This is a genomic window from Mesorhizobium sp. M1D.F.Ca.ET.231.01.1.1, assembly GCF_003999155.2.
Lineage (GTDB): Bacteria > Pseudomonadota > Alphaproteobacteria > Rhizobiales > Rhizobiaceae > Mesorhizobium.
The window spans coordinates 610,626-633,576 of record NZ_RZOZ02000002.1 but is presented as its reverse complement, the minus strand read 5'-3'; the positions used below and the strand labels follow the sequence as shown (position 1 = coordinate 633,576).

At 58.6% G+C, this 22,951-nt stretch carries 20 protein-coding genes and 4 pseudogenes; 9 read left to right on the top strand and 15 right to left on the bottom strand.

Annotated features, from left to right (window positions below; genetic code table 11):
* The first annotated feature begins 148 nt into the window (after nucleotides 1–148).
* The gene (locus tag EN874_RS09440) at nucleotides 149–1,555 is read left to right on the top strand and encodes an aminotransferase (protein WP_063169303.1); all 1,407 of its coding nucleotides are present in this window, start codon (nucleotides 149–151) and stop codon (nucleotides 1,553–1,555) included.
* A gap of 935 nt (nucleotides 1,556–2,490) precedes the next feature.
* Nucleotides 2,491–3,228 (top strand): LuxR family transcriptional regulator, encoded by a 738-nt coding sequence (locus EN874_RS09435; RefSeq protein ID WP_126102498.1) that lies wholly within the window; start codon nucleotides 2,491–2,493, stop codon nucleotides 3,226–3,228.
* Between the two features lie 530 nt (nucleotides 3,229–3,758).
* Here EN874_RS09435 and EN874_RS09430 read toward each other — a convergent pair.
* Nucleotides 3,759–4,040 carry a DUF2285 domain-containing protein gene (locus tag EN874_RS09430; protein WP_126097359.1) on the bottom strand — a complete coding sequence of 94 codons (282 nt, stop codon included), beginning with the start codon at nucleotides 4,038–4,040 and terminating at the stop codon, nucleotides 3,759–3,761.
* A gap of 116 nt (nucleotides 4,041–4,156) precedes the next feature.
* Between EN874_RS09430 and EN874_RS09425 the strand changes: the two genes are divergently transcribed.
* On the top strand, nucleotides 4,157–4,390 hold the full coding sequence (locus EN874_RS09425) for a helix-turn-helix transcriptional regulator (RefSeq protein WP_126097360.1): 234 nt from the start codon (nucleotides 4,157–4,159) through the stop codon (nucleotides 4,388–4,390).
* Between the two features lie 479 nt (nucleotides 4,391–4,869).
* Here the strand turns inward: EN874_RS09425 and EN874_RS09420 are convergent, their stop codons facing one another.
* Entirely contained in the window at nucleotides 4,870–5,136 is a 267-nt protein-coding gene (locus tag EN874_RS09420) for a DUF2285 domain-containing protein (protein WP_126097361.1), read from the bottom strand.
* A 109-nt stretch (nucleotides 5,137–5,245) separates the two neighbouring features.
* On the opposite strand from EN874_RS09420, the gene EN874_RS09415 reads away from it, so the two are divergent.
* On the top strand, nucleotides 5,246–5,464 hold the full coding sequence (locus EN874_RS09415; protein ID WP_029354714.1) for a helix-turn-helix transcriptional regulator: 219 nt from the start codon (nucleotides 5,246–5,248) through the stop codon (nucleotides 5,462–5,464).
* A 739-nt stretch (nucleotides 5,465–6,203) separates the two neighbouring features.
* Here EN874_RS09415 and EN874_RS09410 read toward each other — a convergent pair.
* The 7 genes from EN874_RS09410 to EN874_RS09380 form a co-directional block, all read right to left on the bottom strand.
* Complete coding sequence (locus EN874_RS09410; RefSeq protein ID WP_126097362.1) at nucleotides 6,204–6,902, bottom strand: OmpW family protein; 699 nt, start codon at nucleotides 6,900–6,902, stop codon at nucleotides 6,204–6,206.
* Between the two features lie 38 nt (nucleotides 6,903–6,940).
* A complete protein-coding gene (locus tag EN874_RS09405; RefSeq protein WP_126097363.1) occupies nucleotides 6,941–9,103 on the bottom strand; it encodes a prolyl oligopeptidase family serine peptidase in 2,163 nt (720 codons plus the stop codon).
* A 213-nt stretch (nucleotides 9,104–9,316) separates the two neighbouring features.
* The gene (locus EN874_RS09400; RefSeq protein ID WP_126097364.1) at nucleotides 9,317–10,231 is read right to left on the bottom strand and encodes a hypothetical protein; all 915 of its coding nucleotides are present in this window, start codon (nucleotides 10,229–10,231) and stop codon (nucleotides 9,317–9,319) included.
* A 365-nt stretch (nucleotides 10,232–10,596) separates the two neighbouring features.
* Nucleotides 10,597–11,271 carry a hypothetical protein gene (locus EN874_RS09395; RefSeq protein ID WP_127275150.1) on the bottom strand — a complete coding sequence of 225 codons (675 nt, stop codon included), beginning with the start codon at nucleotides 11,269–11,271 and terminating at the stop codon, nucleotides 10,597–10,599.
* 108 nt (nucleotides 11,272–11,379) lie between these two features.
* Complete coding sequence (locus tag EN874_RS09390; RefSeq protein WP_126097366.1) at nucleotides 11,380–11,802, bottom strand: hypothetical protein; 423 nt, start codon at nucleotides 11,800–11,802, stop codon at nucleotides 11,380–11,382.
* Nucleotides 11,803–12,136: 334 nt separating this feature from the next.
* Nucleotides 12,137–12,454 carry a hypothetical protein gene (locus EN874_RS09385; RefSeq protein WP_126097367.1) on the bottom strand — a complete coding sequence of 106 codons (318 nt, stop codon included), beginning with the start codon at nucleotides 12,452–12,454 and terminating at the stop codon, nucleotides 12,137–12,139.
* Between the two features lie 29 nt (nucleotides 12,455–12,483).
* Entirely contained in the window at nucleotides 12,484–13,593 is a 1,110-nt protein-coding gene (locus EN874_RS09380; protein ID WP_126097368.1) for an XRE family transcriptional regulator, read from the bottom strand.
* A 140-nt stretch (nucleotides 13,594–13,733) separates the two neighbouring features.
* Here EN874_RS09380 and EN874_RS09375 point away from each other — a divergent pair, with 140 nt between their 5' ends.
* Together EN874_RS09375 and EN874_RS34355 are read left to right on the top strand one after the other, a co-directional pair.
* On the top strand, nucleotides 13,734–14,408 hold the full coding sequence (locus EN874_RS09375; protein WP_126097369.1) for a hypothetical protein: 675 nt from the start codon (nucleotides 13,734–13,736) through the stop codon (nucleotides 14,406–14,408).
* Nucleotides 14,409–14,861: 453 nt separating this feature from the next.
* Entirely contained in the window at nucleotides 14,862–15,179 is a 318-nt protein-coding gene (locus EN874_RS34355) for a hypothetical protein (protein ID WP_245458613.1), read from the top strand.
* 719 nt (nucleotides 15,180–15,898) lie between these two features.
* On the opposite strand, the gene EN874_RS09365 is transcribed toward EN874_RS34355, so the two are convergent.
* Both EN874_RS09365 and EN874_RS09360 read right to left on the bottom strand, forming a co-directional pair.
* Nucleotides 15,899–17,092 (bottom strand): TlpA disulfide reductase family protein, encoded by a 1,194-nt coding sequence (locus tag EN874_RS09365; protein ID WP_245458614.1) that lies wholly within the window; start codon nucleotides 17,090–17,092, stop codon nucleotides 15,899–15,901.
* Between the two features lie 110 nt (nucleotides 17,093–17,202).
* The gene (locus EN874_RS09360) at nucleotides 17,203–17,478 is read right to left on the bottom strand and encodes a hypothetical protein (RefSeq protein WP_126097371.1); all 276 of its coding nucleotides are present in this window, start codon (nucleotides 17,476–17,478) and stop codon (nucleotides 17,203–17,205) included.
* 331 nt (nucleotides 17,479–17,809) lie between these two features.
* On the opposite strand from EN874_RS09360, the pseudogene EN874_RS09350 reads away from it, so the two are divergent.
* Nucleotides 17,810–18,131: pseudogene (locus tag EN874_RS09350) on the top strand (hypothetical protein); the annotation flags it as partial.
* Here the strand turns inward: EN874_RS09350 and EN874_RS09345 are convergent.
* The 4 genes and pseudogenes from EN874_RS09345 to EN874_RS34920 form a co-directional block, all read right to left on the bottom strand.
* Nucleotides 18,128–19,027 (bottom strand): annotated as a pseudogene (locus EN874_RS09345) (aldehyde dehydrogenase family protein); the annotation flags it as partial. The pseudogenes EN874_RS09350 and EN874_RS09345 overlap by 4 nt on opposite strands.
* Nucleotides 19,018–19,643, bottom strand: a pseudogene (locus EN874_RS09340) (type II toxin-antitoxin system HipA family toxin); the annotation flags it as partial. The pseudogenes EN874_RS09345 and EN874_RS09340, both read right to left, overlap by 10 nt.
* 269 nt (nucleotides 19,644–19,912) lie before the next feature.
* Nucleotides 19,913–20,464, bottom strand: a complete 552-nt coding sequence (locus EN874_RS34925) for an insulinase family protein (protein ID WP_335930839.1) — start codon at nucleotides 20,462–20,464, stop codon at nucleotides 19,913–19,915.
* A 49-nt stretch (nucleotides 20,465–20,513) separates the two neighbouring features.
* Nucleotides 20,514–20,570: pseudogene (locus EN874_RS34920) on the bottom strand (hypothetical protein); the annotation flags it as partial.
* Nucleotides 20,571–21,174: 604 nt separating this feature from the next.
* Between EN874_RS34920 and EN874_RS09330 the strand changes: the two are divergent.
* A complete protein-coding gene (locus EN874_RS09330) occupies nucleotides 21,175–21,513 on the top strand; it encodes a helix-turn-helix transcriptional regulator (protein ID WP_167498459.1) in 339 nt (112 codons plus the stop codon).
* Nucleotides 21,503–22,819 carry a HipA domain-containing protein gene (locus tag EN874_RS09325; RefSeq protein WP_126063913.1) on the top strand — a complete coding sequence of 439 codons (1,317 nt, stop codon included), beginning with the start codon at nucleotides 21,503–21,505 and terminating at the stop codon, nucleotides 22,817–22,819. Before EN874_RS09330 ends, EN874_RS09325 begins: the two co-directional genes overlap by 11 nt.
* Nucleotides 22,820–22,951 lie beyond the last annotated feature (132 nt).

The window sequence follows — 22,951 nt, the reverse complement described above, 5'->3', positions numbered from 1 at the left end:
AGTTTTCACGGCAATTCGGGCCGATCCCGCGAATTCCACGGCCAATAACCTGCATTCCCGAGAAACTCGAGGGACGTTTCCGGTATGCTATTTGCTAAACAGGTGGCTGGCCGAGTGCCCTCCGCCAATTTATCGCGAGGAGAGGGACATGCGCTTGAGCAATCTGGGAACCGAGCAACTCCGGGAGAAGGATAGAAGCTTCGTCTTCCATCCTTCTACGCATTTGGCCAAGCACAGCCGAGGCGAAACGCCAAATAGGATTATGGCCGGTGCGGAAGGCGTCTATATCTGGGACACCGAAGGCCGAAGGAGCCTCGACGGTTTCGGAGGACTCTACTGCGTCAACATGGGATATGGATGCACGGAGATCGCCGAGGCCATTGCCAGGCAAGCACACGAATTGCCGTTCGCGCACGTCTATGCCAGCCAAGGTACGGAGCCGGTCGCCCTGTTGGCAGAGGCCGTGGTCGAGTATTTCGGTCAGAACATGCGAAGGGTCTATTTCGGCCTCTCCGGTTCCGATGCCAACGAAACCAACATCAAGCTGGTCTGGTACTATAATAACATTCTTGGCCGGCCCGAAAAGAAAAAGATCATCTCGCGAAATCGCGGCTATCACGGGTCTGGATTGGTCACGGGTAGCCTAACTGGCCTTCCCTTCTTTCACAATTTCTTCGACCTGCCTCTGGATTTGGTGCGCCATACAACCACGCCGCACTATTACCGCCAGGCGCGTGTCGAGGAGAGCGAGGAAGCGTTCTCCCGGCGCTGTGCCGATGAGCTTGAAGCCTTGATCCTGGCCGAAGGACCGGAAACGGTTGCAGCTTTTATCGGAGAGCCGGTACTTGGGACAGGAGGTATTGTGCCGCCCCCCAAAGGGTACTGGACGTCCATTCAAGCGGTGCTCGACAAATACGATATCCTTCTAATCGCGGATGAAGTGGTCTGTGGCTTCGCGCGAACCGGCGAGAAGTTCGGTTCCCACCTGTATAACATGCGTCCGGATTTCGTGACCATCGCAAAGGGTTTGAGTTCCGCCTACCTCCCCATCTCCGGGTCAATCATTGGCGACCGTGTCTGGTCGGTTTTGGAACAAGGAACTGAGAAGCACGGCGCACTCGGCCACGGCTGGACATATTCGGGGCACACGCTTTGTGCCGCAGCCGCGCTCGCCAATATTCGACTGCTTAAAGAAAAAAATATTCTGGAGCATGTCCGCGATGTTGGACCGTATTGGCAAGACCGGATGAAGGCCGAGCTGGCGGGACATCCCATCGTTGGTGAAGTTCGCGGAGTGGGTATCCTGTCGGCCGTAGAGATGATGCGGGACCCAAAACAAAGGATACCATTCGAACCCGACCTTCAGGTCGGGGTGCGCACTGCAGCTGCTCTGTTTGAGAATGGTGTCATCGGACGGGCCATGCCGCATGGCGACATCCTCGGTTATGCCCCCCCCCTGATCATTACCCGAAAAGAGATCGACATCATTGTCGACGCGACGGTAAAGTCGGTCGATACCACCTATCGCGCGCTGAAGGCCGAGGGTGCCGTATGATTTTGCGATCGCGAAGGAGCGAGTCCGGAGGCAGGCATGTCCCTGCGCGCTACTGCGCCGAGCAGACCCAAAACTGTTGAATTCCAGATATCTGATCTTGAGCATGCTCCGGGCTATTTCAGTCACGATTTGTAACCGAATCAGATCTGCCGCCGCTGTCCTGTTGCCCAACGACCAGGACCTCTGTGCGGCGCGCCCTGCGGGTGTACCTCCCCGCCGGCAGGGCGCCCTTTTTGACCCACGTAATCAGTATCATTATGGCCCGTGCGGAATCGAGGGTCTGGTAAAGGTCATCTGCACGTTCCGATGCAGATTGAGCTTAGACGTGCCCTTTACATCATTGCAGCGGGCCACGGTCGCCGGTTCCAAAGTGCGGCAATGCCGATGATTATCTTCCTTCACATCACAAAGAGCAGAATAATCATTGCGGTGAATTTTATCACGTCAGGTATATAAAAGGACGATACTCACACGCCACCCCGTTCACAAGGAAAGGCATTTTAATATTGTTGAGACGATTTGCCTATCAAAGAAAAGAAAGCATCGCAACACTTCTTTGCGGATCACGGCGCCCCGGGTGGGGGATGAGCGGCTATCCGAATTGTTATGCTAATGCCGACCCAAATTCCTGCAAAAGCTGGGGTCAATGATGGCTTTTGGTCAGCGCAGGATGATTTCTCCTGGTTTGGTCGGTGCAGGGGCGGTCATGATTTAATGCATGGAGATTCTCTGATTGAGCTGTTGAGATCATGAGGCGTCTGCCAGACGCCCATCGGGTGAGCCCAGCATGATTGGGATGACCGACGAAGATCGAAAGTGTGGCAGCATTCTGGAGCCCGGTCAGCCCAGCGACGCCCGCGGATTCAATCACGTTTGTCGGGACATACACGACGCAGCCGGAAGGCGTGCAGAAAGAGGAAGAATCGAGCGCGACGATGACGAGGGACATGCCACTTGTTTTCGAGACATTCCTAGAAAGACTGTCACAGAGTGTCGATGAGGCAGATTTCCGGGATGCCATGGCTGAGGCGGCCGGACGACTTGACCTAATCTTCTTTGCCTACCTCTCCTTGCCAGCACGGCCTTCCGGCAAACCGAGGCTAATTTCAAACTATCCACCCCGCTGGACCAGACAGTATCTGGAAAATCAGTATGAGAAACTCGATCCTGTGGTCTTGCGTGCTCGAAATGGCGGCTGCCCGTTTCACTGGGGATCGAATTTCGGAGGCGATAAAATGTCGCCGGCTCAACAGCAGCTATTCGATGAGGCGGCTCAATTCAGCATCTGCTGCGGTTTGACGATCCCAATTGTCGATCTCCGCGGCCGCATCGCTGCGGTTACTTTTGCCGCCGATGAGCCTCGTCCAGTATTTCTTCGGGTCGCTGAGCGGTACGAACAAGCTCTTCAACTGATGGCGGCCTGCTTTCATCGTTGCGTTCGCCGCAAATTGCCGAGCGATCGAACAGTGGATGGGATTTCGCTGACATCCCGCGAATATGAGTGCCTGAGGTGGGCAGCGCGGGGTAATTCAGCCTGGGTGACCGGCCGCATCTTGGGTATCAAGCCACGCACGATCGCTTTTCATTTGGACAATGCCAAGAAGAAGCTAGGCGTGCGAACCCAAAATCAGGCTATAGCCCTTTTGGGGTCCGAAGGGTCCTCAATTCTCTGAGAAGCTTTCTGATCCCCTTGTGCTCGGGCCATTCGATCGCACGCCTTGTATCGAGCGTTGACTGGATGCCAAGATCTTCTGTTCCGCCGGCTCGGGCGATGCAGCCGTATTCTTCCAGTCCGCGCCGGTGCTCATAGTCTATGGGTGCTCGAGCGGGTGTTTCGTCGCTGACGAGCTAGTCGTGCGGTTATATAGTTTCCGAGGATGGCCCGCTTGCATACCTGCCTGCCGGTAATCTCTAAACCCTTAACTTAGGGCGATGGCTGTCGGTTATGCGGCTTGAAAGCGAAGAGGTGGACCCTTCGTCGAGCGCCGGCACGATATGGAGTGCTGCTCCGGGCTAATACCCATCCAGACAGAGCGGAACCTTCTATCACGTCAGACGCTCGGTTGCCAAACCCGATTTCCTGGGAACTTAATTGTGCTCGCCACTGGGGCCATTTTGCCGGGGCTGTAGTGCAGGTCCCGATCAGCCTGACCGTGGCTGCCACAGGAACTGCCTGCTTCTATGACCGAGCACTGCGAATTTGTCAGCTGGCGAACAATTCCTTGTAGCCGCTCGTCACCATCCAGTTCGCACGGTCGAGATGACTACGAAGCGCCTTCCTGGCGCGCTCCGGTTCAAGTGCCGGATCAATGCCGAGGATCAGTTGGGCCATTTCCTCTTCGGGCGCCTCATCGGCTGAGGCGTCCAGGAGCCTCATATAGATGGTAAAGTGCGCCCTGTCGTAGGAGGTAAGACGGTCAGACCAAGGGACTTCGTCGAGCAGTGTTGAGCTTTGAGTCCTATCTGTTCCCGGTGATCGATTCATGTCTGCCGCGAACCTCGCATGTTGATCGCTGGATGCAAGGCAGAATATCCCAAAATGGGATAATCCGAAACGGGGATTAGTCGCTGAGCCGGTCTCTACCTGACCGGTTCACCTAAATGCCCAAATCTCTTCGATCTCCCCGCCACCAGCGGTTTCTGGCCCAGTTGATCTCACTGCGCAATGTCAAAGGGCTGACGCAGGCGCAGGTGGCTGAGAAGCTTGGTCGTCCGCAATCTTTCGTGGCGAAATATGAGGGTGGCGAGCGGCGTCTCGATATCATTGAGTTTCTCGACGTAACTGCGGCCCTCGATGCTGATCCGTGTGAGATTCTGTTGAGCCTGCGCACGTAGTGGGCGCCCGCGCCCTCACCGCGCGTGCCGTGTGCCGGTGGATTGATCCCCGCTTTTCTTGGCTCTGGCGTCTCGACCATTCCGCTGCGCCTCCTAGCGCGTCGTTAGACTCTCGCAATTCTCTCTGTTTGTGCCTTTCCCAGCAGGTGGCGCCGTATCCTTCTAGGCCCGCCGCGGCGTCCCGCAACCCTTAGCCAGCTGTGAGCTTTCAGTAGGTCGTCCATCCGGTCCTCCGGATGCGGTGCGGCTCAGACGGCGCGCCCCTTCCTGTCATGACTCGCCGCCGCACCGCTTCCTGGGAAGCAGCCATTGGCGAGCGGAGGACAAAACGATGAGACCAGCGAAGCGCAGGGCCATCCGCGCCGACTGGAAGTCCTCGCGATCATCTTGGAGCGGCATTCGCGCTGTGGTGATGCGTCGATGCATGGTGGTTGCGCTACTTCGTTGCTTGAAGCGAAGCGACCGCACCGCCCATTTCGTCAATTGGCGAACAAATCCTTGTAGCCGCTCGTCACCACCCAGTTTGCACGGTCGAGATGACTGCGAAGAACGTTCCGTGCGCGCTCCGGTTCGCGTGCCGGATCAATGCCGAGGATCACATGGGCCATTTCCTCTTCAGTGGCGTTGTCGGCTGAGGCGTCCAGGAGCCTCATATAGGTTGTAAAGTGGTCCTTGTCGTAGGGCGTGATGCGGTCCGACCAGGGGACCTCGTCGGCGAACGGCGTGTTCGATCTGGGCTGCAACATCGCTAATTCTATCTCCGGCCGATGGACCCGCGAAGCCCTGTGCCTGCTAAATGTGGATTACATATTATAGTTGATAAACTCAAGCCGCCTGATCCGCTGGCTTGCGTGCATGGATATGCGCAAGTTGGTCGGACGGAATGTGCAGAGGATCAGGCAAAGGAAGCGCCTGACGCAGGAGCAGCTTGCGGAGATTTCCGGGTTCAGTCAGCAGTACATCAGCGGCTTGGAGAAAGGCCGAAGAAATCCGACAATTATCACGATCTATGAACTGGCATTGGCCCTCGGCGTCAGCCACATGGATCTGGTTCGGCCCGACAAACAGGCCTGATGCCCCCGCCCTCCAAGTAGCTGGCGGCCTGATGGCGCGCGCCGGGTGCTTGTGAGCCCACGCTTTTCTTAGGTCCCCCGGCAGCCCCTGCCATTTAGCTCGCCCTCGCGCGGGCGCACCCTATTGGACAGTCGGCCGCTGCGTTTTTGTCAGCTTTTCCTGGGACGTGGGGTGGTCGGCATTCCCTTTTAGGCCCGCCGCGGCCTGCCGCAACCTTCGCTCTCGCTTCAGGTCCTTCTCTTGGTTACGGTCCTTCGGATGCGGTCTGCCTCTTTCAGCGGGCCTAATCGCTTTCTGTCGCCCGCCCCACGGGGACAGGCACGCGAGACTAGTATGGAGCGTTGCGGTTAGCGCGCGAACAGCAAAGGAACCGAAAAAACAGGCAACTGTCGCAGCATGGCTGAACCAGCCATCGTGTCGGCATCTAGGAGTCGCGTGTTCGCCTTGCGCTGACACGAAGCTCAGACATAACGTCCGGGAGACGATGCTGGCAAATAGTCTGGCTGAAGCATTCCACCCACAATACCAAAGCCCGTCCCGATCCAAAGCGCTTCTAAGCCCTCCATCTCAGGCGCGAGGCCTGCTGGCCAGTGCACCTTCTTGGTCCGCCGGAAGAGAGCCCCGCCCTCTCGACAATCGGCTTCATGAGGTCTCGCCCTGCAGTGTCGACCGTAAAAAAGGGCGCGCGAGGCGCCCTTCATTTAAACCGGCAGTCGGGAAGCAGACTTCACTCTGATATTCAAAAGCGGTAGGTGACACCTGCGCCTATCAGCCAGGGATCGAGCTCCGCCTTCCCCGTCAGCTTCGCGCCGGCCACCGTGACGTCGAAGTCCGGCTTCAGGAAAAGCTTCTTCACGTCGAAGTTGAGGCCCCAGTGCTGGTCCACCATGTAGTCGAATCCGACCTGCAGCGCCGTGCCGAACGTGTTCTTCACCTTGAGAGCATCAGCGCTGCCAGTGTCCTGGTTGTAGAAGATCGTGTAGTTCACGCCTGCGCCGACATAAGGTTTGAACGCGCCGAGATCGGTAAAATGGTACTGCAACGTGAGCGTCGGCGGCAGCAGCCAAACTTTGCCGATGTTGCCCAACCCTCCGATCGTCCCTTGGCCCGCGATGTTGGCATAGGTGGTACCGAGTATGAGTTCGGCGGCGATGTTGTCGGTGAAGAAATACGAGATATCGAGTTCCGGCGTCACCGTGTCCGAATACGAAAGACCGGAGCCGGGAAGCGTATCAACGTAGCCCAGATCTTTCGTAACGACGCCCAACGCCCGCAGGCGGATCTGCCAAGGGATTGGCGCTTCGGTGACCGAGGCTCCCGTCTCCGCCAGGACGGTCTCTGCTTGCGCAGGCTCCGCGGCGACGGCCTGCTGTCCCACCATGATCAGGGCCACCGCCGCTGCTGTTGCCCGCGCTACGCCCATTCGCGTTCTCGCCATGAGATTCACTCCTTGATGTTCAGAAAGGATGCACTGCACTATTTCGTCTCCTGCTCGAATGAATTGTTGATGGACCTCAAATGCCCCACTTGCGTTGCAACGCGTTCCGCCGTCTCCGGAAGGTGATCGTTGAAGCCGATTGCGCTGCGGAGAAAATTGGTGCCTAGACTGATGAATGCGGCTTGCTCCCGATTGTCCTCGCCGCAGCCGTGCCCGCCTGCGCTGGCCTCGTAGAAGTAAGCGGGATAGCCAAGAGCCTGCAGTTTTGCGGCCATCTTGCGCGCATGGCCCGGATGGACGCGGTCGTCGCGTTTCGTGGTGGCGATCAGGATAGGCGGATAGGGCTGTCCCGGCGCTGCGGCGTGATAGGCGGAGATTTCCTTCAGGAAAGCCCAATCGTGAACCTTGTCCGGATCGCCATATTCGTCGATCCAGCTCGCGCCCGCCAAGAGCTTGGTGTAGCGACGCATGTCGATAAGCGGTGCTGTGCAGAACAGAGCCCCGAAATGCTCAGGATAGCGGGTCAGCATGTTTGCGATCAGCAGGCCGCCATTTGAGCCACCCTCGGCGGCAATCCGCCTCGGCAGGGTGATGCCCCTTCGCACGAGGTCGGCGGCAACGGCGGCGAAATCGTCATGGGCGAGACGCTTGCCCTCCCTGCGCCCGGCTTCGTGCCAGCGGGTGCCGAACTCGCCGCCGCCGCGGATGTTCGCCTCGACACACGTGCCGCCGCGCTCGAGCCACAGCTTGCCCAGCGGGGAGTTGTAGTAGGGCAGGAGTGATACGCCGAACCCGCCATAAGCGGAAAGGTGAATCGGAGCATCTCCGTTCCCGTTCGCCGGACCAACCTGCGTATAGGGGATCAGCTCATGATCGATAGAGACTGCCTCGTGGCGCGTGACCACCAGTCCGGATGCATCGAAATTCTCCGGGCTGCGCTTCAGGATTGCTGAAGCGCTGAGAGACGGCGCGGCATTGAGATCGAATAGCAAGAGCTGCGGCGGCGTGATCGGATCCTGAGCACAGACCAGGACCTCTCCATTGGCCTCGTGAACTGCCGCATCGAATGACCAGACGTGGACAGTCCCTTCGGCGGGCAGAGTGTCCAGGACTCGGCGCGTCCATTCCTGGTGGCCGGGAGTGAACATCTCGAAACGCGGTACGAGATTGATGAGGTAAGAGATAATGAGCTTCCCGTCATTCCAGAAGAATGACTGCAGGGAGCGCCTTTCCCCTGGTTGAAACAGGGTCTCAAATCGGCGTCCGCCGGCGAGGAAAGAGCAAAGCGAGATGACGATCAGCGCGTCGGCGGGATGGGTGGTGCCTCCCACCGTCCACGGCTTGCGCGGCCTTACCGCCAGCCAGTCGCCGAAGACCCGCCACGACGCGTCACGAGGAAGATCGATCTGCCTCCTCGGCCCGCTCCTGTCGCCGATCCAGCTGATTTCCTCGAAGAAGGCCGGCTTCTCGATGAACCAAAGGCGCTCGCTGCGGCCGGTGCGGTCCGAATGACCAGACACCTTGAGGCTCTCGAACCCGGCCTCGAAGATTACCGGTGTGGTGAGGGGATCCGCGTCACGCTTCCACAGTCGCACGGTGCGCGCATAGCCGGAGCGGGTGGCCATGCCATTACCAAGCGCACTGGAAAGCAGAAGCGTGTCAGGGTCCAGCCAACTAACGTAGCCTTTGGCCTCGGGGAGATTGAAACCGTCGGCGACAAAGCTCAGAGAGATCAGGTCGAATTCGCGATGCACGACCGCGTCGCTGCCGCCGCGCGACAGGCGCAGAACGGCTCTTTCCCGTCTCTCCGGCTCGATGGACGCGCCGTCCCAGATCCAATCCTCTCCGTCGCTAGCCGCGAGAGCATCCAGATCGAGCAGTAGCTCCCATTGGGGATCCGCCTTCATGTAGGCGGCAAGGGTGGTCCGGCGCCACAGTCCGCGTGGATTTCCGGCATCTCGCCAGTAATTGTGGAGGTACTGACCATGGCGCGCGATCAGGGGAAGGTTGTCGCGATTGTCGAAAATGGCTGTCAGAGCCGCGCGGTCGCGCTCGAACTGCGTTCCACCGAAGTGCTTTAGGGTCTTTGCCGACTGGCCGGCGGCCCAGGCAAGTGCCCGCTCGCCCTCTACATTTTCAAGCCAGAGATAGGGATCGTCGTCGGGAGCATCCAGCGTTGGACGGACATCAAATGCGTTCATGTCCGAACGACCTGAGGAATGAAAGTGGAATGGCTTCCGTTTGATCGGGAACGCTCAGTGTTGGTAGCGGCGCCCACATGTTCGAAAAGCGTGATCATTGATGAGTTCTTCCAGTCGGTGCGGCATCGCAGTGCTTTTGCGCATAGGACCGCAACCGACGTGCCAACTGGGAAAATCGTTTCGGAACAATGCGATCGCTCTGGAAGCGTTGTGTCACATGTCCGACATCGTCGAGAATCCGACAACGAGTGCTCCTCCTAATCCCGGGTCAACTCCGGCGCCAGTCGGTGACACCGTGCAGAATTCGAGCAGACGAGCGCCCCCAAGCTCGCGAAGCGCATTGAAATACGTGAGCACTGTCAGATACGGATCGGCGGCATCTTCCCCTTCTTGCGTCGGGCTGGAAGTCAATGCCTGCGCGCCTGCCAGCAGGGTCTGCATGCTCCGAAGAAAGAGGAGTTTAAGCCCGCGACCCTGACTCGCCACACCGACGTAGAGGCGGGCTGGCTCTCGTGCCGATGGCACAGTGCTGGCGAAGAAGCTGTCGGTACGGTGGATGCCGGGTGGCGGAAATACGGCCGTCTCCGAACGATCGAACAAGGCTGCGATCTGTTTCTCCGCCCTTCGGACGGTCGCGGTCGAGGCGACGATTTTTGGACGAATGAGTCCATGAAGACCCGGCCGCGACGACAGCAGGTCGATCGCTGTTTCGTAGAGTGCGGCCGCCGTTCCAAGCGGGCCAGAGATCAGGTGCAGTTCGTCCTGGATGACAAGATCCGGCGGATCGAGCCGATGCCCGTTTCCGAAGGGGCGACCTTCGCCTGGCTCAGACGCGCCGAAGAACCCCTTGTCCGGATCATGCCGATCTACGTGTCCAAAGAATGCGCCGCTCTTGCCAATCCATGGAAGGGAGGCAAATTTGTCCACCGTGGCGATGAGAAATGCGGGAAGACGGCGGTAAATTGGCTCGTCCACCACGAGCACCGGCAGGTGTCGATCCCGCGTGAAGTCGCATTCGGCGTTCTCGCATTTGAGCACTAGATTCTGCGGAGCTGTCCTGTTGGGCGTGAAGTGGAAGCTCTCTGGCTTGAAGGGCTCACCACACCAGGGACATGCCTTCAGTGGCACCGGGGTTTCGTCTTAGGTCTGCTCTGGTACCGCTTCAGCCAGGTCGTCGCGGCGTCCTTGCCGGAAGAATTTCGCGGCTGGATTGTTCGGTGAGGCTGCGCCGCCCACCCAGAGTCCAATCTCGATCGGCCATTCGCCAAGCGTCTTCCGGCCATTGTCATCATGGGTCCGCAGGAGTTCGAGCGCGCAGACGAGACCAGCGGCGTGAGCAGGCGTAACGTGTAGCGCATGATGACGCTGATGCCCGCACCCAGCACGCCAGATCCGCGGAGCCGCCTCGGCACAATCGCATAGGCGGCAAGTCCAAGATATGCTTCCGTCTTGCCGCCGCCGGTCGGAAAAAAAGCAGGTCGACGATCTCGCGCTCACCACTGTTTCGGTCGGTCACGCCAACGAGATTGAGGAGGACGAAGGCTAGCTGGAACGGCCGCCATGTTGGCGGGTCTACATCGCCCGGCAGCTTCTTCTGCCTCGCGCCGGCGGTTGGCCATCGCCATCGCCGTATTCATCAGGCCGAATGCTTCACGCGCCATCGTATCACGCTTAAGGAGATCTATCCCATCGCGAATCCTGCTGCCGGCGGTGTCAACATTTTCCAGAAGCGCCTGGCCCGTCTTTAGCCGTCTCGGCGCAAGCCCTGTCATCAGTCCTTCCTGACTCCGCCGCCACTCGGCGTAAAGTTCAGGCAGTGAATCCAAGGCTGCACTGACCGCTTCGGCTCCGGAAACGGCAGCCCGAGCGAGAGCCTCCATGCCGAACTCGACGCCATCGCTCCTTGCCGGGACGACACGTTCCACCTCCTGCTGCGGAAGGAAATCGGTCCAAACACGCGTCACGGGGAGCGGATCGTTCGTCGCGTCAAGCCGTTCTTGCCAGCCTGCAGATGTGTTGCGACCAACGGCATATTCGCGGACATCGCGATAATGGAGATCGCCCAGCCTAAGGTCGAAATCATCGGACTGGTAGGTGGACAGGTCGCTGCGCGGATAAAATCCATCCGCACATTCGAGCTCGATCCGGGTCTGGAACGCGTAGGCCACGTCCTTGTACGGAGCCTTTGTGCTCCGTCGACGGTTTACCAAGAAGACGGTGATGACGCGCAGACGCTCTTCAGCCCCCTCCGGAGTCTTTTGACGGAGCACACGGTGTCAACGGCGACTTCGATGCCGCCGCCCGGCCTCTGAGTCAGCGCTTTCCGGCAGCAGGATTCCGGACTGGTTCCGAGTGACGTCGAGGACGATCGCGGCTTCGCCGGGAACCCGAACCCAACGGAGGTTCTCGGGCTTTTCTGGCTTTGGCTTGCCCTTTCCCGACAGTTCGGGAATGAGGAGCGCATCGGGCAATGGGGGCTCCGTCTTATAGTTCCCCCATGTTGCGCGCAGCGTGACTTGACTCACCGTTTGCGGAAGAACCACCGTCAACCCTATCGACGACGGAAGAAACCTGTCCCGCGGTGGTTGGTCAGTCGAATCCTTCTCCTCGACCTCCCCCTCGACAGCGGAGTCCAGCATCTCACTGGCGAGAAGGTCGTCGGCGGTTTCTTCGATGGTTTCCTCGCCGTCAGGTATCACAGGCGCAACACCGTCGTAGGCGGGAACGATAAAGCCCCCGGCGTCCCAGCGATTGCTTCTCGGTCAAACTTCGCGTGCGAGATTCTGATCAAGGTCAGGATTCGGGCCGACTAGGTCGCGGCGGAGGATGTCGATCAGCTTGTTTCGTACCTCGAGCGAATTCGTCATGGTGTCGGTCTCTCAAGGTAAAGCTGCGCAGCGTCTGGTCGAGCCATTTTTGGGTATAGGCATCTTTAACAGGACCTTCGGACGATGGCCGATATCGGCGAGGAGCCGCTCCAACGAGACCAGTCTGTCGCGCAAGCCGAGGCGCAGCCCAACGCGAAGACTCGCCTTATCCGGACCGCAAAGGAGCCAAGCGTCGCTGCGCGTGATGGTGTGTCCAGAGCATCTGCTCTCCGGCGTCCAGAAAGCGCATATGGTCGTCACGCAATAGCGCGCTCGCGCGTTCAATGTCGCTGACCGGATGTACGGCTTTAAGTGTCTCTCTCAGAACATTAGCTTCGATCTGCTGTTCGGGCCGCCGCCTCTGGAGCCCTGTCTGGGTTTCGATCTCACACATCTCGACCGTCTCCACCGGGTACCCGCTCGTCAGCGCCTTCCATGCCGACACACGCCAGCACTCGATGATGACGTTGGTATCGACCAGCAACGAACTTCGGTGCCGCGGCATTCACCCGCCTACAACTCGTATGGCGCTTCCACGCTGTGAACTGCAAAGAGGTCCGCAAGATCGTCGATCGAGATGCCGAGCAGGTGCAATACGCGCCTCATCGCCACACGACCCTCATTGACAGCCTTGCCGATCACCTCGACGAACGTCGGGGAGAACAGCGGAAGCAGCGGCTCTTCGGCGGGCTTGCTACGGCCGTTGTTGCGAAGGCGATCTTCGGCGATACCCCTGCCAATATCCTTGTCGATCCAGTCAAGGCCGACCAGCCGCCAGCGCAATGCGGAAGCCGTGACCCTCAATTCATCTGCGACCGCGTTCAGCCGTACGATGAGTTCGTCGCCTGCCAATTCGGACCAATCGCCAACCTTGCCAAGCACAGTTGAAGGCATGAGGAGAGCCGAGGCGAAATTGTCGGCGAGTTGCTCGACCCGGCTACGTTTCTTGGGCACGACATCTTCGACATGATCCGGCGGCATCGCGTCCCAGGTGAGGATGTGGAAAAGCTCGTGAGCGAGGTCGAAATGGCGGCGACCCGCAACCTCGCGGCGATTGATCAACACGACATCCAGTTCCGGCAGGCGGCAGGCGGCGCCCGACACGCCTTCGATCGGATCAACCATCAGGACCAGCATTCCGAGATCCCGCTCCATGACCTCGGCGAGGCGAGCGGCAGGCACGTTTCCTAGCTTATATTCGCCGGCGAACCGGTCGCCCGCAGCCGATGCATCCTCGTAGCTGGATTCTTTTGAAAGACCGAGCGAGCACCTCAGCAGCGGAGCTTCCCTGCCCACTTGTGGCGCGAGCGTACGGAATGCCGCGATCACGCGGCCCGCGTCTTCTTCGTAACCCAGTAGGGCACGACCGATGACGCCGTTCTGACGCCAGGAGAACTTACCTTCGCCGACGAGCAGAAACGGATCGGTGAAAAAGTCCAGCGGAACGCGAAAGATTTCGACGGCGCGAACGAGTTCCTCGGCCGAAAGTCGCCGCTCGCCCGTCTCGATGGCGGAAATGGTCTGGCGGTCCTTGAAGCCGAACAGACGCGCGGCCTCCTCCTGCGAGAGGTTGCGCTGTCTGCGCAGCGCTTTCAAACGGATGCTGATGGTGGGAGTCGACATGTCGCACCTCCGCAATCGCTATAATCTTGCGAATTTTGAAATGCAAGGATATGTCGCGATTTGGACCAGCAAAGCCCCCGTGAGGATCGTGGCTGGCCGTTGATCGGAAACGAATCGGAGGCACCTTCAGGTAACGCACGATGAATTTCACCATTTCCCTTTCTGATGCAGCTCGTCACACTATTACGCTTGCCACACTGGAAGCCTATGTTCTCGGAGATGGTCGTCCGCGCCGAACAAAGCTGGAAACGCTGGGGTATCTTTGGGGCTTCAGTCGCGAGGACTCGAAAGGAACGACCCATTTCCATGTCGATCTTATGAGTCTCAGCATTTCAGCCGAGCGATCACGGAACAGCGTGAAGCCCAACAATCAGGCTGTCCGCCTGAAGAGCGAACTGATGGATCGATGGGCACCACACTTGACGCTCATCGGTGATTTCCACAGTCATCCCTATGAAAATCTTGCCGAGGTACGGGACAGTAGTGGATTCGAGTTTTCGGATGCTGACGAAGCAGCATTTCTAGACGACGACTTCCTGTGGGAGCGGGCTAACAGCCAGCCAATCATGCTGGCAATGACAATCTGCAAGCTGGCGCGGGTCCATGAAAAGCATGCCGCTGAGACCATACGCTCGAACATTGCGCATTTCGACGTGGGTGAATTTCGGTTCTGGTTGAATGCCGCTGTTGGATTCCTAGACGCCTCCGGGTCCAGACGCTGCACTGGGAATCGGCCTTCAAACGTGGAACTCAGAATTGATTCTCGCTTCTACAATTTCTCGAGAGACAGGCTCGTCGTTGCTACCGTGCATTGATTTCCTCGCCTTCTCCTATGGGACCTTAAGTTTCGTGCGGAAAAAACGATTATCAAGAACTCGCCGACGTAAGTCCGGAAATTGGCACGCTACAGGGAGGCCTTACGGTTGGAATGATAATGACACTAGAGCTCATCTTATGACTTGCGAGTCGGTTTCCGATGTAACTACGCGAAATATCAATTCGTCACAGCTATGTCCCTGTGGTTCATGACGGCGGTTTCGGGGGACTATTCTTTTGCAGAACGCTTCTTCGACGCGACACCGCCGAGTGGAAAAATCTCTGAGCGTGTTTCCGCTCCAGAAGAGACGTTGGTTGGAGCCGACGCAAGCATTCTAGACTTCATCCGAGACGCCGACCAAAGGCCGTGTCGGCTAGTTGTTTCCTGACGCCAGACCGAAGGTCTCGTCAGCATTTCAGACATGCAGAAATTGCCAGTGCGAGCAGCGTCCATGGCGGATGCGATAAGGAGACGCTTCGAAACGCCGGGCCGCTGGCTGGAGAAGCTTAGCGCCGAAAGAAGAAAGAAGATTTCTCAAGTGATCGCCGATGCGAAGAGTGATGATGGATTTGTGGACGAGATCCTATTCACTCAGTTCTGCGACAAATCTGATGTTGTTCGAAAAGGAATAGAGCTCCCCCGGAGCGCGACATCGGCCGCCGACGTGTTCCGGCGAGCTGAGAAACTTAGAAATGCTGTTGCGCATGGAAATGACTGTGCCTGGCTCCTTCCGCCGCGAAAAATATCGCAGTGTTGGTCACAGATATGATGATTTTCAAAAGGGAGATTGATGGATAGAAGGCTTGCTCTGCACAGTTGCCTTTTTGGTGCGTTGGGAGACTGTCGACAGCGCGGCCCTTGCGTGTTGGATAAAGCCGCAAACCGGTTGCAAGAAATTCCGTTCGGATCGACGAAAATGACGGTGGCCGCCATCCCATGCACCTGCATCATGCCATTCAAGGCCGAGGCTCTGGTCGAGGTCACCTCATTGAGGATGACGGCGGCCTGAATTGCCTGGATCAAGCAGCCAACCGTGGTACGCGACACCTCATTTATTGAATTGAGGGTGGGTCCGGTGTTCCGGCATTGAAGTCCTGATATCAATTGTGCGACAGGCTGCCTCATCGAACCGCTGGCGGAGGCAAGCGTGGGCTGCAGTACCAGATCACAGGCATGCCGCCAGCGAGGCCCTCCCATGTGCTTAATGGCCATGCCGCCAAGATCGAATTCGCTACCGGCATGAAACCTTGGTGTGGTGGAGGTGTTGAGAGGCACCTGCGCCAGGCTGGCGAACGGTTAGTAGCGGGCAAAACCCGTAGCTCAGCTCATAGCCCGCCTAAACAAAGGCGGGCATCGTACAAGGCCGCAGTCCTTCGGACTTAGGTCCAAAAGAGCGGCCCAGGTGATTTCGCAAGCCGGGCGGGGTTTGCGCCGTTCGCATCAAGAGCTGTCCGCCCGGCCAGTTCTGTCCCTCACATAAGCTGGCGGTCAGCCGCAAACGGTATACCAGCTGTCGAATCGGCCATTGTTTGGAACCGCACACAGAGCGCCGTAACAAACCTTCTCACCCTTGAAGTAGGCCAGGAACTGCAGCAAATGGGATATTTCGCGCTGTTCATCTTCGTCCCGGATAAGCTCCGGACCGCCCTGCGACTTCAGTGCCAGTTCGATCAACTCGATCGCCCGATCTTTGTTGCCGCTCTCGTGATAGTAGAGGGCTGCCAAACGATAGGGCAGGAGCTTACGTTTGTCGCTTTCCGGGGGATTCAGTGCCAGGATGTGTTCGGACAGCTGTTTTCCCATCGCCAAGCGCTCAGCAGACGGAAAGTGCGAATGGTCATAGTTCGGAAAGAAGAGCTCGTCTAACGCCGCAACCATCCAATTCTCGGAGTTTCTGTTGATCGCGTCGCGAACGAATTGGCGCATGACGGGCAAGCCGACCTGCATGTCCTTCATTTTGTGAAGCAACAGATTCACATGAGAACGGCGGAAACCGAGGTTGTCCGGCATCAAGGCGATGCCTTCTTCGATCGCCGAGAGCGCCGTCCTCCAATTCTTTTTCTCCACCGCCGCCCGATATCTGTCATTGATCGGCTTCTTCAGCGCTTGTTCGCGCGCTATGGGTTCGCCTTCCGCGATCCGCTCCGCATCGGCGGATTTTGCTTTATCGCTGGTGCGCCAGCTGCCGTTAAGCACCTTCGGCAAGACCTCATCGAGTTCCGTCGGTGCACCAATAAAGGCGATGCAGCCGTCTCGGTCGACCACGAAACTGGTGGGAATCCAGAAAGAAAAGCTGGGCTCCATCCAAAGCTTGTCCATTTCGCCTGTCGAGTCGAATGCGATCCGATAGTTCAGATTCGGGAACTTTTCCGTCAACCAAGCGTCCAACGTGCTTCGGGCCTCATCGGCCGTTGGAGCGCGTTCACTAGCCGCGACTCCTACGATCTCAACGCCGCTTTCCCTGTATTTCTCCTGCAGCTGCATCAGATGGGGCATCCCGTCCACACACGAACCGCACCAAGTTGCCCAAAATTCGACGATGTACACTTTGCCAGGCTCGAAGCTGGTGAGGGGCTCGCCACGCAGCCAGGTTTCCGCTTGAATCGAAGGAGCCGGGGACTCGATCTGCAACACCACGTTGTTCTCCAAAGCCGTTGTCAAAGGTTGTGAGATTTTCTGCACGAGCTTATTTCCCTCTCAGAGACGGCACACGGTTCAGGGGAGAGAACATCCTCGTCTGCTCCATTGCATACCGTCCTGCTGCAAGCGTTGCAAGGTCCATGCCAGCGGGCTCAGCGCGCAAGTGCATGAATATGCTTTGAAAAACCTCCGTAGTGCCCGGATGGCGGTTGGATTGAACCTGACAAATTTCTGCCTTTGTCAGGTTTTGAACGCGCATTGCCCGTGTTTCGCGCCGCCAGAAAAGCGTGGCCCATCCGCACGATCCTGAAGCCCAAACCGTCGAACCCGTGCGACACCGCCGCAATCATGTCGCGCCATGCATCGATGCCAAGCGCCTCGGCGTTGAGCTCGCAGCACGCCAGAGACATCATCGACGAGACGTTCAAGCTCTACCCGGGAACGGGAAAACGGCCCGAGGTTTGGCCTTGGTCGGGACGGCCGAACGGCAATATCGCCGAGAGGGAAAGACGCAGAAGAAGATCATCACACCCGGCGAGCCGAAAGTGTCGGCAAGCCATCGCAGAAGGCAGCAAACATGCAGGCCCAGACGTATCGCTGGGCGATCTGAGGGAGTGGCATACGTCGCGCGCCTGGTGCAGAAATTGCTCGCATCATGCCGAAGTAAGGTCGGCCGCGCTAATCCGCCGGTATGGCAAAGGCGCGCTATTCAGCACGGTCGAGGGCACTTGGTTGCCCGGGAATTGAACCGGCTCATCACTGGTCAGTGACAATGCCAGCGAGTTCATCTCGAACGCCATCCTCTCCTGCGCGGATCAGAACCGGTCGAATGGCATTCCATGCGCATGGCAAGCATCGCTATCGCCTGTGGCGCGCCGACTGCAACACCGCGCGGCCGCACTCCCAAATCGCCTGGCAGACATCGGCCGAGTTCGCCACCACCTTCAACCCGCGACGGTCGCTCGCGCTGCGCTATGCGAAAGGTTCCGCGCCAGCGCCCGTCGCTTCACCCGCCCAGCAGCGCACAACCCACGCCGGAAACGAACCCAAAACTGGAGAAACTCGGGGCGACGTCATTTAGATTCCACCCATGCAGAGGTACTTCATTCCGAGGTAGTCTTCGAGCCCGTGGCGGGAACCCTCCCGCCCGATGCCGGACTGCTTCAAGCCGCCAAAGGGCGCCGCTTCCGAAGACATACGCCCGTATTGATGCCAATCATGCCATCCAATGCCTCGGCCACGCGCCAGACACGCCTCAGGTTCGAGGCATGGAAATAGGCGGCGAGCCCGTAATCGTGTCGTTTGCCTCACAGATGACCTGATCCGCATCGTGGAAGCGGATGATCGGCGCCAACGGCCCGAAAGTCTCCTCTTGCGCAACCGCCATGATGCTGGAGATCTCGGTGAAGACTGTGGGTTTGAAAAAGGTGCCATCCTTGCCGATATGTTCGGCCGCGCATCGAATTATCCCACCTTTGGCAACGGCATCTGCGATGTGGGACTCGATCTTGGCCAAAGCATGCATGTCGATGAGTGGTCCGACGTCCACTCCCGGAGCGAAGCCGTCGCCAACCGATAAGTGCCGGACTTTCTCCACGAACTTCTCGACGAACTCATCGTGAACGCTCGATTGGACGTAAAGCCGGTTCGATGAAACGCGCAAGTCTGGCCGGCATTGCGGAACTTCGCCTGGATCGCGCCGTCAACCGCAGCGTCAATATCCGCGTCATCGAAGACGATGAAGGGCGCATTGCCGCCGAGCTCGAGGCTGACCTTCTTGATCTGGTCCGAGCGCTGGCGCATGAGCAGTCGGCCAACCGCGGTGGAGCCTGTAAAGCTGATCTTTCGGACCTTGGCATTGGAGCAGAGTTCGCGGCCCCACGCGACCACCTTCGGTCGCATAGACCCAGGTTGACGACGACGTCAGGAAAAGCCGGCTTGCTGCGCGAGGGCAAACATTGCACCTAGCCGTGCCACGCCACGATCAGATCGAGCGCGGCTTCGTTGCGTGCGGGTTCTGTGGTCAGTGGAGGGCGGAGGAAAAAGCGCTCGGCGTGCTCGCCCTCGCGATACCGCTGGTTCGCGCCGGCAAGCGCCCATGTCGCGTCGGCAGCGCCCTGGGCGCTGCCGTATTGTTCTATGAGGCGGTTCGCGATTGCCTCGCGCATCGTCTCGCCGATGGATGCCGCGTGTTCGCTGCGCAGGCGGAAAGCTTCGAGGAAGCGCTGGCGCATCGAGGAGACGTCGATCCGGAATTCTCCCATTCCATCATCGACAACCGCTTGAGCGACTGATGGGTGGTCGGGAGCTGCGTTCTGAATGATTTCCAGCAAGCGCAAGCGCGTGCGCTGTATTCGTCGCCCGCTCAGGAACAGGCGGCCATCCCGGGTCGGGCCGAGAAGCACAGCGCTCGCCGCCGAGAGGTAAGCGTTGGGATACAGGTATTTGGCGATGGCGTGCTTGAGTATCATGGCCTCGATATCCTCCCCGGCATCGAGATAGATGCCGCGCATTAACTGGACGAGCTTGCCCGTTTCAGCCTGATAGTGGCTGCGGGTTTTATCGATGTTTTCACAACGAGGTGAAGGGCCATTTCTAAAGTTCCCTGAGATACGGGAAAGCTAGCATAATCATCATATTCAAGAGTTTCTAACTTTCCCGTATTTGGTATACGCAAAAGTTAGAATACTTTCTCGGAACGACGGCATTCTTCGGGGCGGGAAATCGAATCACGGGAGAGAACCTGGTCTGCGAGGGCGCGCAGGCAGTCTCAAGGCGTTCATTCTGCCACACCATAATCGGATCAGCCACACGTAGTTCGGCGAGTCCTTCAGCTATTGTAGAGCGTGGGATTATTCGCTGTCACGGGCCAACGCCCGGCCGAAAGCAGCTTCTTCGCCGCCGCCCTGCCTGGTCGAGGATCACCTGCTCGATGAGGGCCGGGCGGCGCTGGATGTAGTCCATGCCGAGTTTGTCGAGCTGCAACCCGACAAGCGTGGCGGAAATCGACCTGGAGGAACCCAGATTGTCGATAGCATAGGCGCCGATCAGATACTTCTTGCTCGCTTCGAGTTCGGCCGCTGTTGGGCCTGTGTCCACCAGCTCGTTGATTGGTTGTGTTATCAGGTCGAGCGTCTCGGCCGCCCTGTCGGCGCGCGTCGACGTCGTCACGACAAGCATGTTGGAATGCTGGTAGCCTTCCAAGCTGGACGAGACACCGTAGGCAAGGCCGCGCTTTTCGCGCACTTCCTGGAACAGACGTGAGGTAAATCGTGAGCCTCCGACTATATCGTTCATCAGCTGTCCCGCGTAGAATTCCGGGTCGTTGCGTCCAATGGCGGGAAAGGCCAGCTGGAGCGAAGTCTGGTGGAGGGCGTATGCGACCTGCGTCCGCTCGGCGCTTCGGGGTGACATCAGGTACGGGGGCGAGCGCCTGTTTCTGAGGCAAATCGCCGAACAGCTGGTCGAGCCTTGCTCTCAGGGCTTTGGCATCTATGTCGCCTACGACCGCCACATGCAGCCCGTCGCGGGCGAAAGCGGCTTTGTGGAAGGCGCTTAGATCGGAGGGCGTTACGCTGGTCAGGCTCCCTTGGGCGGTCTCGAATACGCCGTAGATTCCGCGCCGCCAGGCCAGCTCGGCGATCGCGTGAGGTTCGCGCTCATTGGCAATGATTTCGGAGAGAAGCTGGGCGCGTATGCGGTCGAAAAGTGCTGGTATAGCCGGCTGCGAGTCCCGCCGCCGAGGATGTCGGCCAGTAGTCGAGCGCCTCGGCCTCGCACCAGGGACCGCCCATCGAATGACTCATGCGAGGCGTCTCAAGGCTGTCCGCGATCCAGCGCCAGATCTCCGCCTCGCCCGAGGCGCGCAGAGCTGGCCGGTTGTGCAGGAGCCGTAGGCAATATTCGCCTTCCTTGTTCGGACGTGTAACGCTTGCGTCTCCCGTCGCATTCTACCTGGCTTTCCGAACGTAGCCGTGATGCGAACTCTTGCTGCATATAAAGTCGAATCAGGGGGATTGAGTCATACGATACGGAGTCTTGACTTTGGCAGTCGCTCTGCGACATTACCTATATAAAGGTCGAAAGATGGTGATATGGATCATGCATAGGTCACGGAGACCCGAATGACGGCAGCGCATAAACGCACCTATTCGCGCTACGCGATGGAAGCGCTTGGCCTTTTCGGTAAGACCATCCGGCTGGGCCGGATGCAGCACCGATTAACCGCACAGGAGTTAGCCGAGAGAATCGGTGTTTCACGCAGCACCCTGCAGCGCATCGAGAAGGGCGATCCCAAAGTCGAAATCGGACTGATGTTCGAAGCTGCTGCCATTGTCGGTGTGAAGCTGTTCGATGCCGACGGCAATGGCATCACAGCCCTCACAGGCCGCATTGACGATCGCATCGCGCTGCTGCCGAAGCACGTCTACAAGGCCGGCAAGCAGATCGTCGATGAGTTCTAAGGTCCCCAAGTACGACGAAGCCTATGTCTGGGTCTGGCTGCCGGGCGAGACCGCGCCGGTTGTCGCCGGGCGGCTATATGCCCATGACGGACTCGTCAGCTTCAACTATGGCAGGAGCTTTCGTGAACTGGGCAGCGCGATCCCGCTTTATCTCCCGGAACTGCCCCTGAAGGCAGGCGAATTGCCTTTGCTTCCTGGCCTAACCATGCCGGGATGCATCCGCGATGCTGCCCCCGATGCCTGGGGACGACGGGTTATCCTAAACCGCAAATTCGGTGTGAAGGGCGATGAAATCGCGCGGCTCGATATTTCAGAACTGACGTTCCTGCTGGAATCAGGCTCGGACCGCATCGGCGCGCTCGATTTTCAGTTTTCGCCCACGAATTACGAGCCGCGCGCACTGGCCAATGCCACTCTCGAAGAGCTTGTCCAATCGGCGGAGCGGGTAGAGAAAGGTATTCCGCTCACCCCCGAATTAGATCAGGCGCTGCATCACGGCAGCTCGATCGGCGGCGCAAGGCCAAAGGCGCTGATCGAGGATGACGCCGTCAAGCATGTCGCGAAATTTTCCTCGTCTGCCGACCTTTACAGCGTCGTCAAAGGAGAATTCATAGCCATGCGGCTTGCCGCCTTGTGCGGCATCAGAGCGGCATCCGTCTCGCTCGTTCGCGCCGCAGGCAACGACGTGTTGCTCGTCGAGCGATTCGACCGGATCAAGGTCACGGGCGGCTGGCAACGCAAATCCATGGTCTCAGCGCTGACGATGCTCGCGCTCGATGAGATGATGGCGCGTTACGCCAGCTACCAGGATTTGGCGGAGATCATTCGCCACCGATTCACCGCGCCGTCGGAAACTCTGCGCGAGTTATTCAGCCGCATTGTCTTCAACATACTTTGCGGCAACACCGACGATCATGCCCGCAACCATGCGGCATTCTGGGATGGGGCTAAGCTCACCCTCACGCCTGCGTACGATATTTGTCCGCAGGCCCGCAGTGGCCAGGAGGCCAGCCAGGCCATGCTCATCAGCGGCAATAACCGCATGAGCCGGATAGCGTCCTGCCTTGAAGCCGCGCATCACTTCCTGCTCAGCGCGCCGGAAGCTCTTGCGATTGTTGAAGGCCAGCTCCGATGCATTGCGGAGAATTGGCCGCGTGTTAGCGAGGAAGCTACGCTATCCGGCACAGATCGCAATCTGTTCTGGGGCCGACAGTTCCTCAATCCCTACGCTTTTACGGCGCTGGAAGGAAGCGCCGACGTTCTCCGCGCTCTGGCTGACGAACTACGCAACAGTGTTCACGCCTGATCCGGCGCTGGATTTCGGACAAGCTCGGCAAGCGTAAGACGCCCACAATATGGACAACCCTTGCCGTGCCAGGACGAAGATTGAACAAACGGCTCTTCAACAGTGACAACGTGCACTGCGGAGAGATGTGGA

What these genes read in the sequence shown, in the direction of transcription:
- EN874_RS09440 (WP_063169303.1), top strand. Translation starts at nt 149, where the DNA reads ATGCGCTTGAGCAATCTGGGAACCGAGCAACTCCGGGAGAAGGATAGA.
- EN874_RS09435 (WP_126102498.1), top strand. Translation starts at nt 2,491, where the DNA reads ATGACGAGGGACATGCCACTTGTTTTCGAGACATTCCTAGAAAGACTG.
- EN874_RS09430 (WP_126097359.1), bottom strand. Translation starts at nt 4,040, where the DNA reads ATGAATCGATCACCGGGAACAGATAGGACTCAAAGCTCAACACTGCTC.
- EN874_RS09425 (WP_126097360.1), top strand. Translation starts at nt 4,157, where the DNA reads ATGCCCAAATCTCTTCGATCTCCCCGCCACCAGCGGTTTCTGGCCCAG.
- EN874_RS09420 (WP_126097361.1), bottom strand. Translation starts at nt 5,136, where the DNA reads ATGTTGCAGCCCAGATCGAACACGCCGTTCGCCGACGAGGTCCCCTGG.
- EN874_RS09415 (WP_029354714.1), top strand. Translation starts at nt 5,246, where the DNA reads ATGGATATGCGCAAGTTGGTCGGACGGAATGTGCAGAGGATCAGGCAA.
- EN874_RS09410 (WP_126097362.1), bottom strand. Translation starts at nt 6,902, where the DNA reads ATGGCGAGAACGCGAATGGGCGTAGCGCGGGCAACAGCAGCGGCGGTG.
- EN874_RS09405 (WP_126097363.1), bottom strand. Translation starts at nt 9,103, where the DNA reads ATGAACGCATTTGATGTCCGTCCAACGCTGGATGCTCCCGACGACGAT.
- EN874_RS09380 (WP_126097368.1), bottom strand. Translation starts at nt 13,593, where the DNA reads ATGTCGACTCCCACCATCAGCATCCGTTTGAAAGCGCTGCGCAGACAG.
- EN874_RS09375 (WP_126097369.1), top strand. Translation starts at nt 13,734, where the DNA reads ATGAATTTCACCATTTCCCTTTCTGATGCAGCTCGTCACACTATTACG.
- EN874_RS34355 (WP_245458613.1), top strand. Translation starts at nt 14,862, where the DNA reads ATGGCGGATGCGATAAGGAGACGCTTCGAAACGCCGGGCCGCTGGCTG.
- EN874_RS34925 (WP_335930839.1), bottom strand. Translation starts at nt 20,464, where the DNA reads ATGTCACCCCGAAGCGCCGAGCGGACGCAGGTCGCATACGCCCTCCAC.
- EN874_RS09330 (WP_167498459.1), top strand. Translation starts at nt 21,175, where the DNA reads ATGACGGCAGCGCATAAACGCACCTATTCGCGCTACGCGATGGAAGCG.
- EN874_RS09325 (WP_126063913.1), top strand. Translation starts at nt 21,503, where the DNA reads ATGAGTTCTAAGGTCCCCAAGTACGACGAAGCCTATGTCTGGGTCTGG.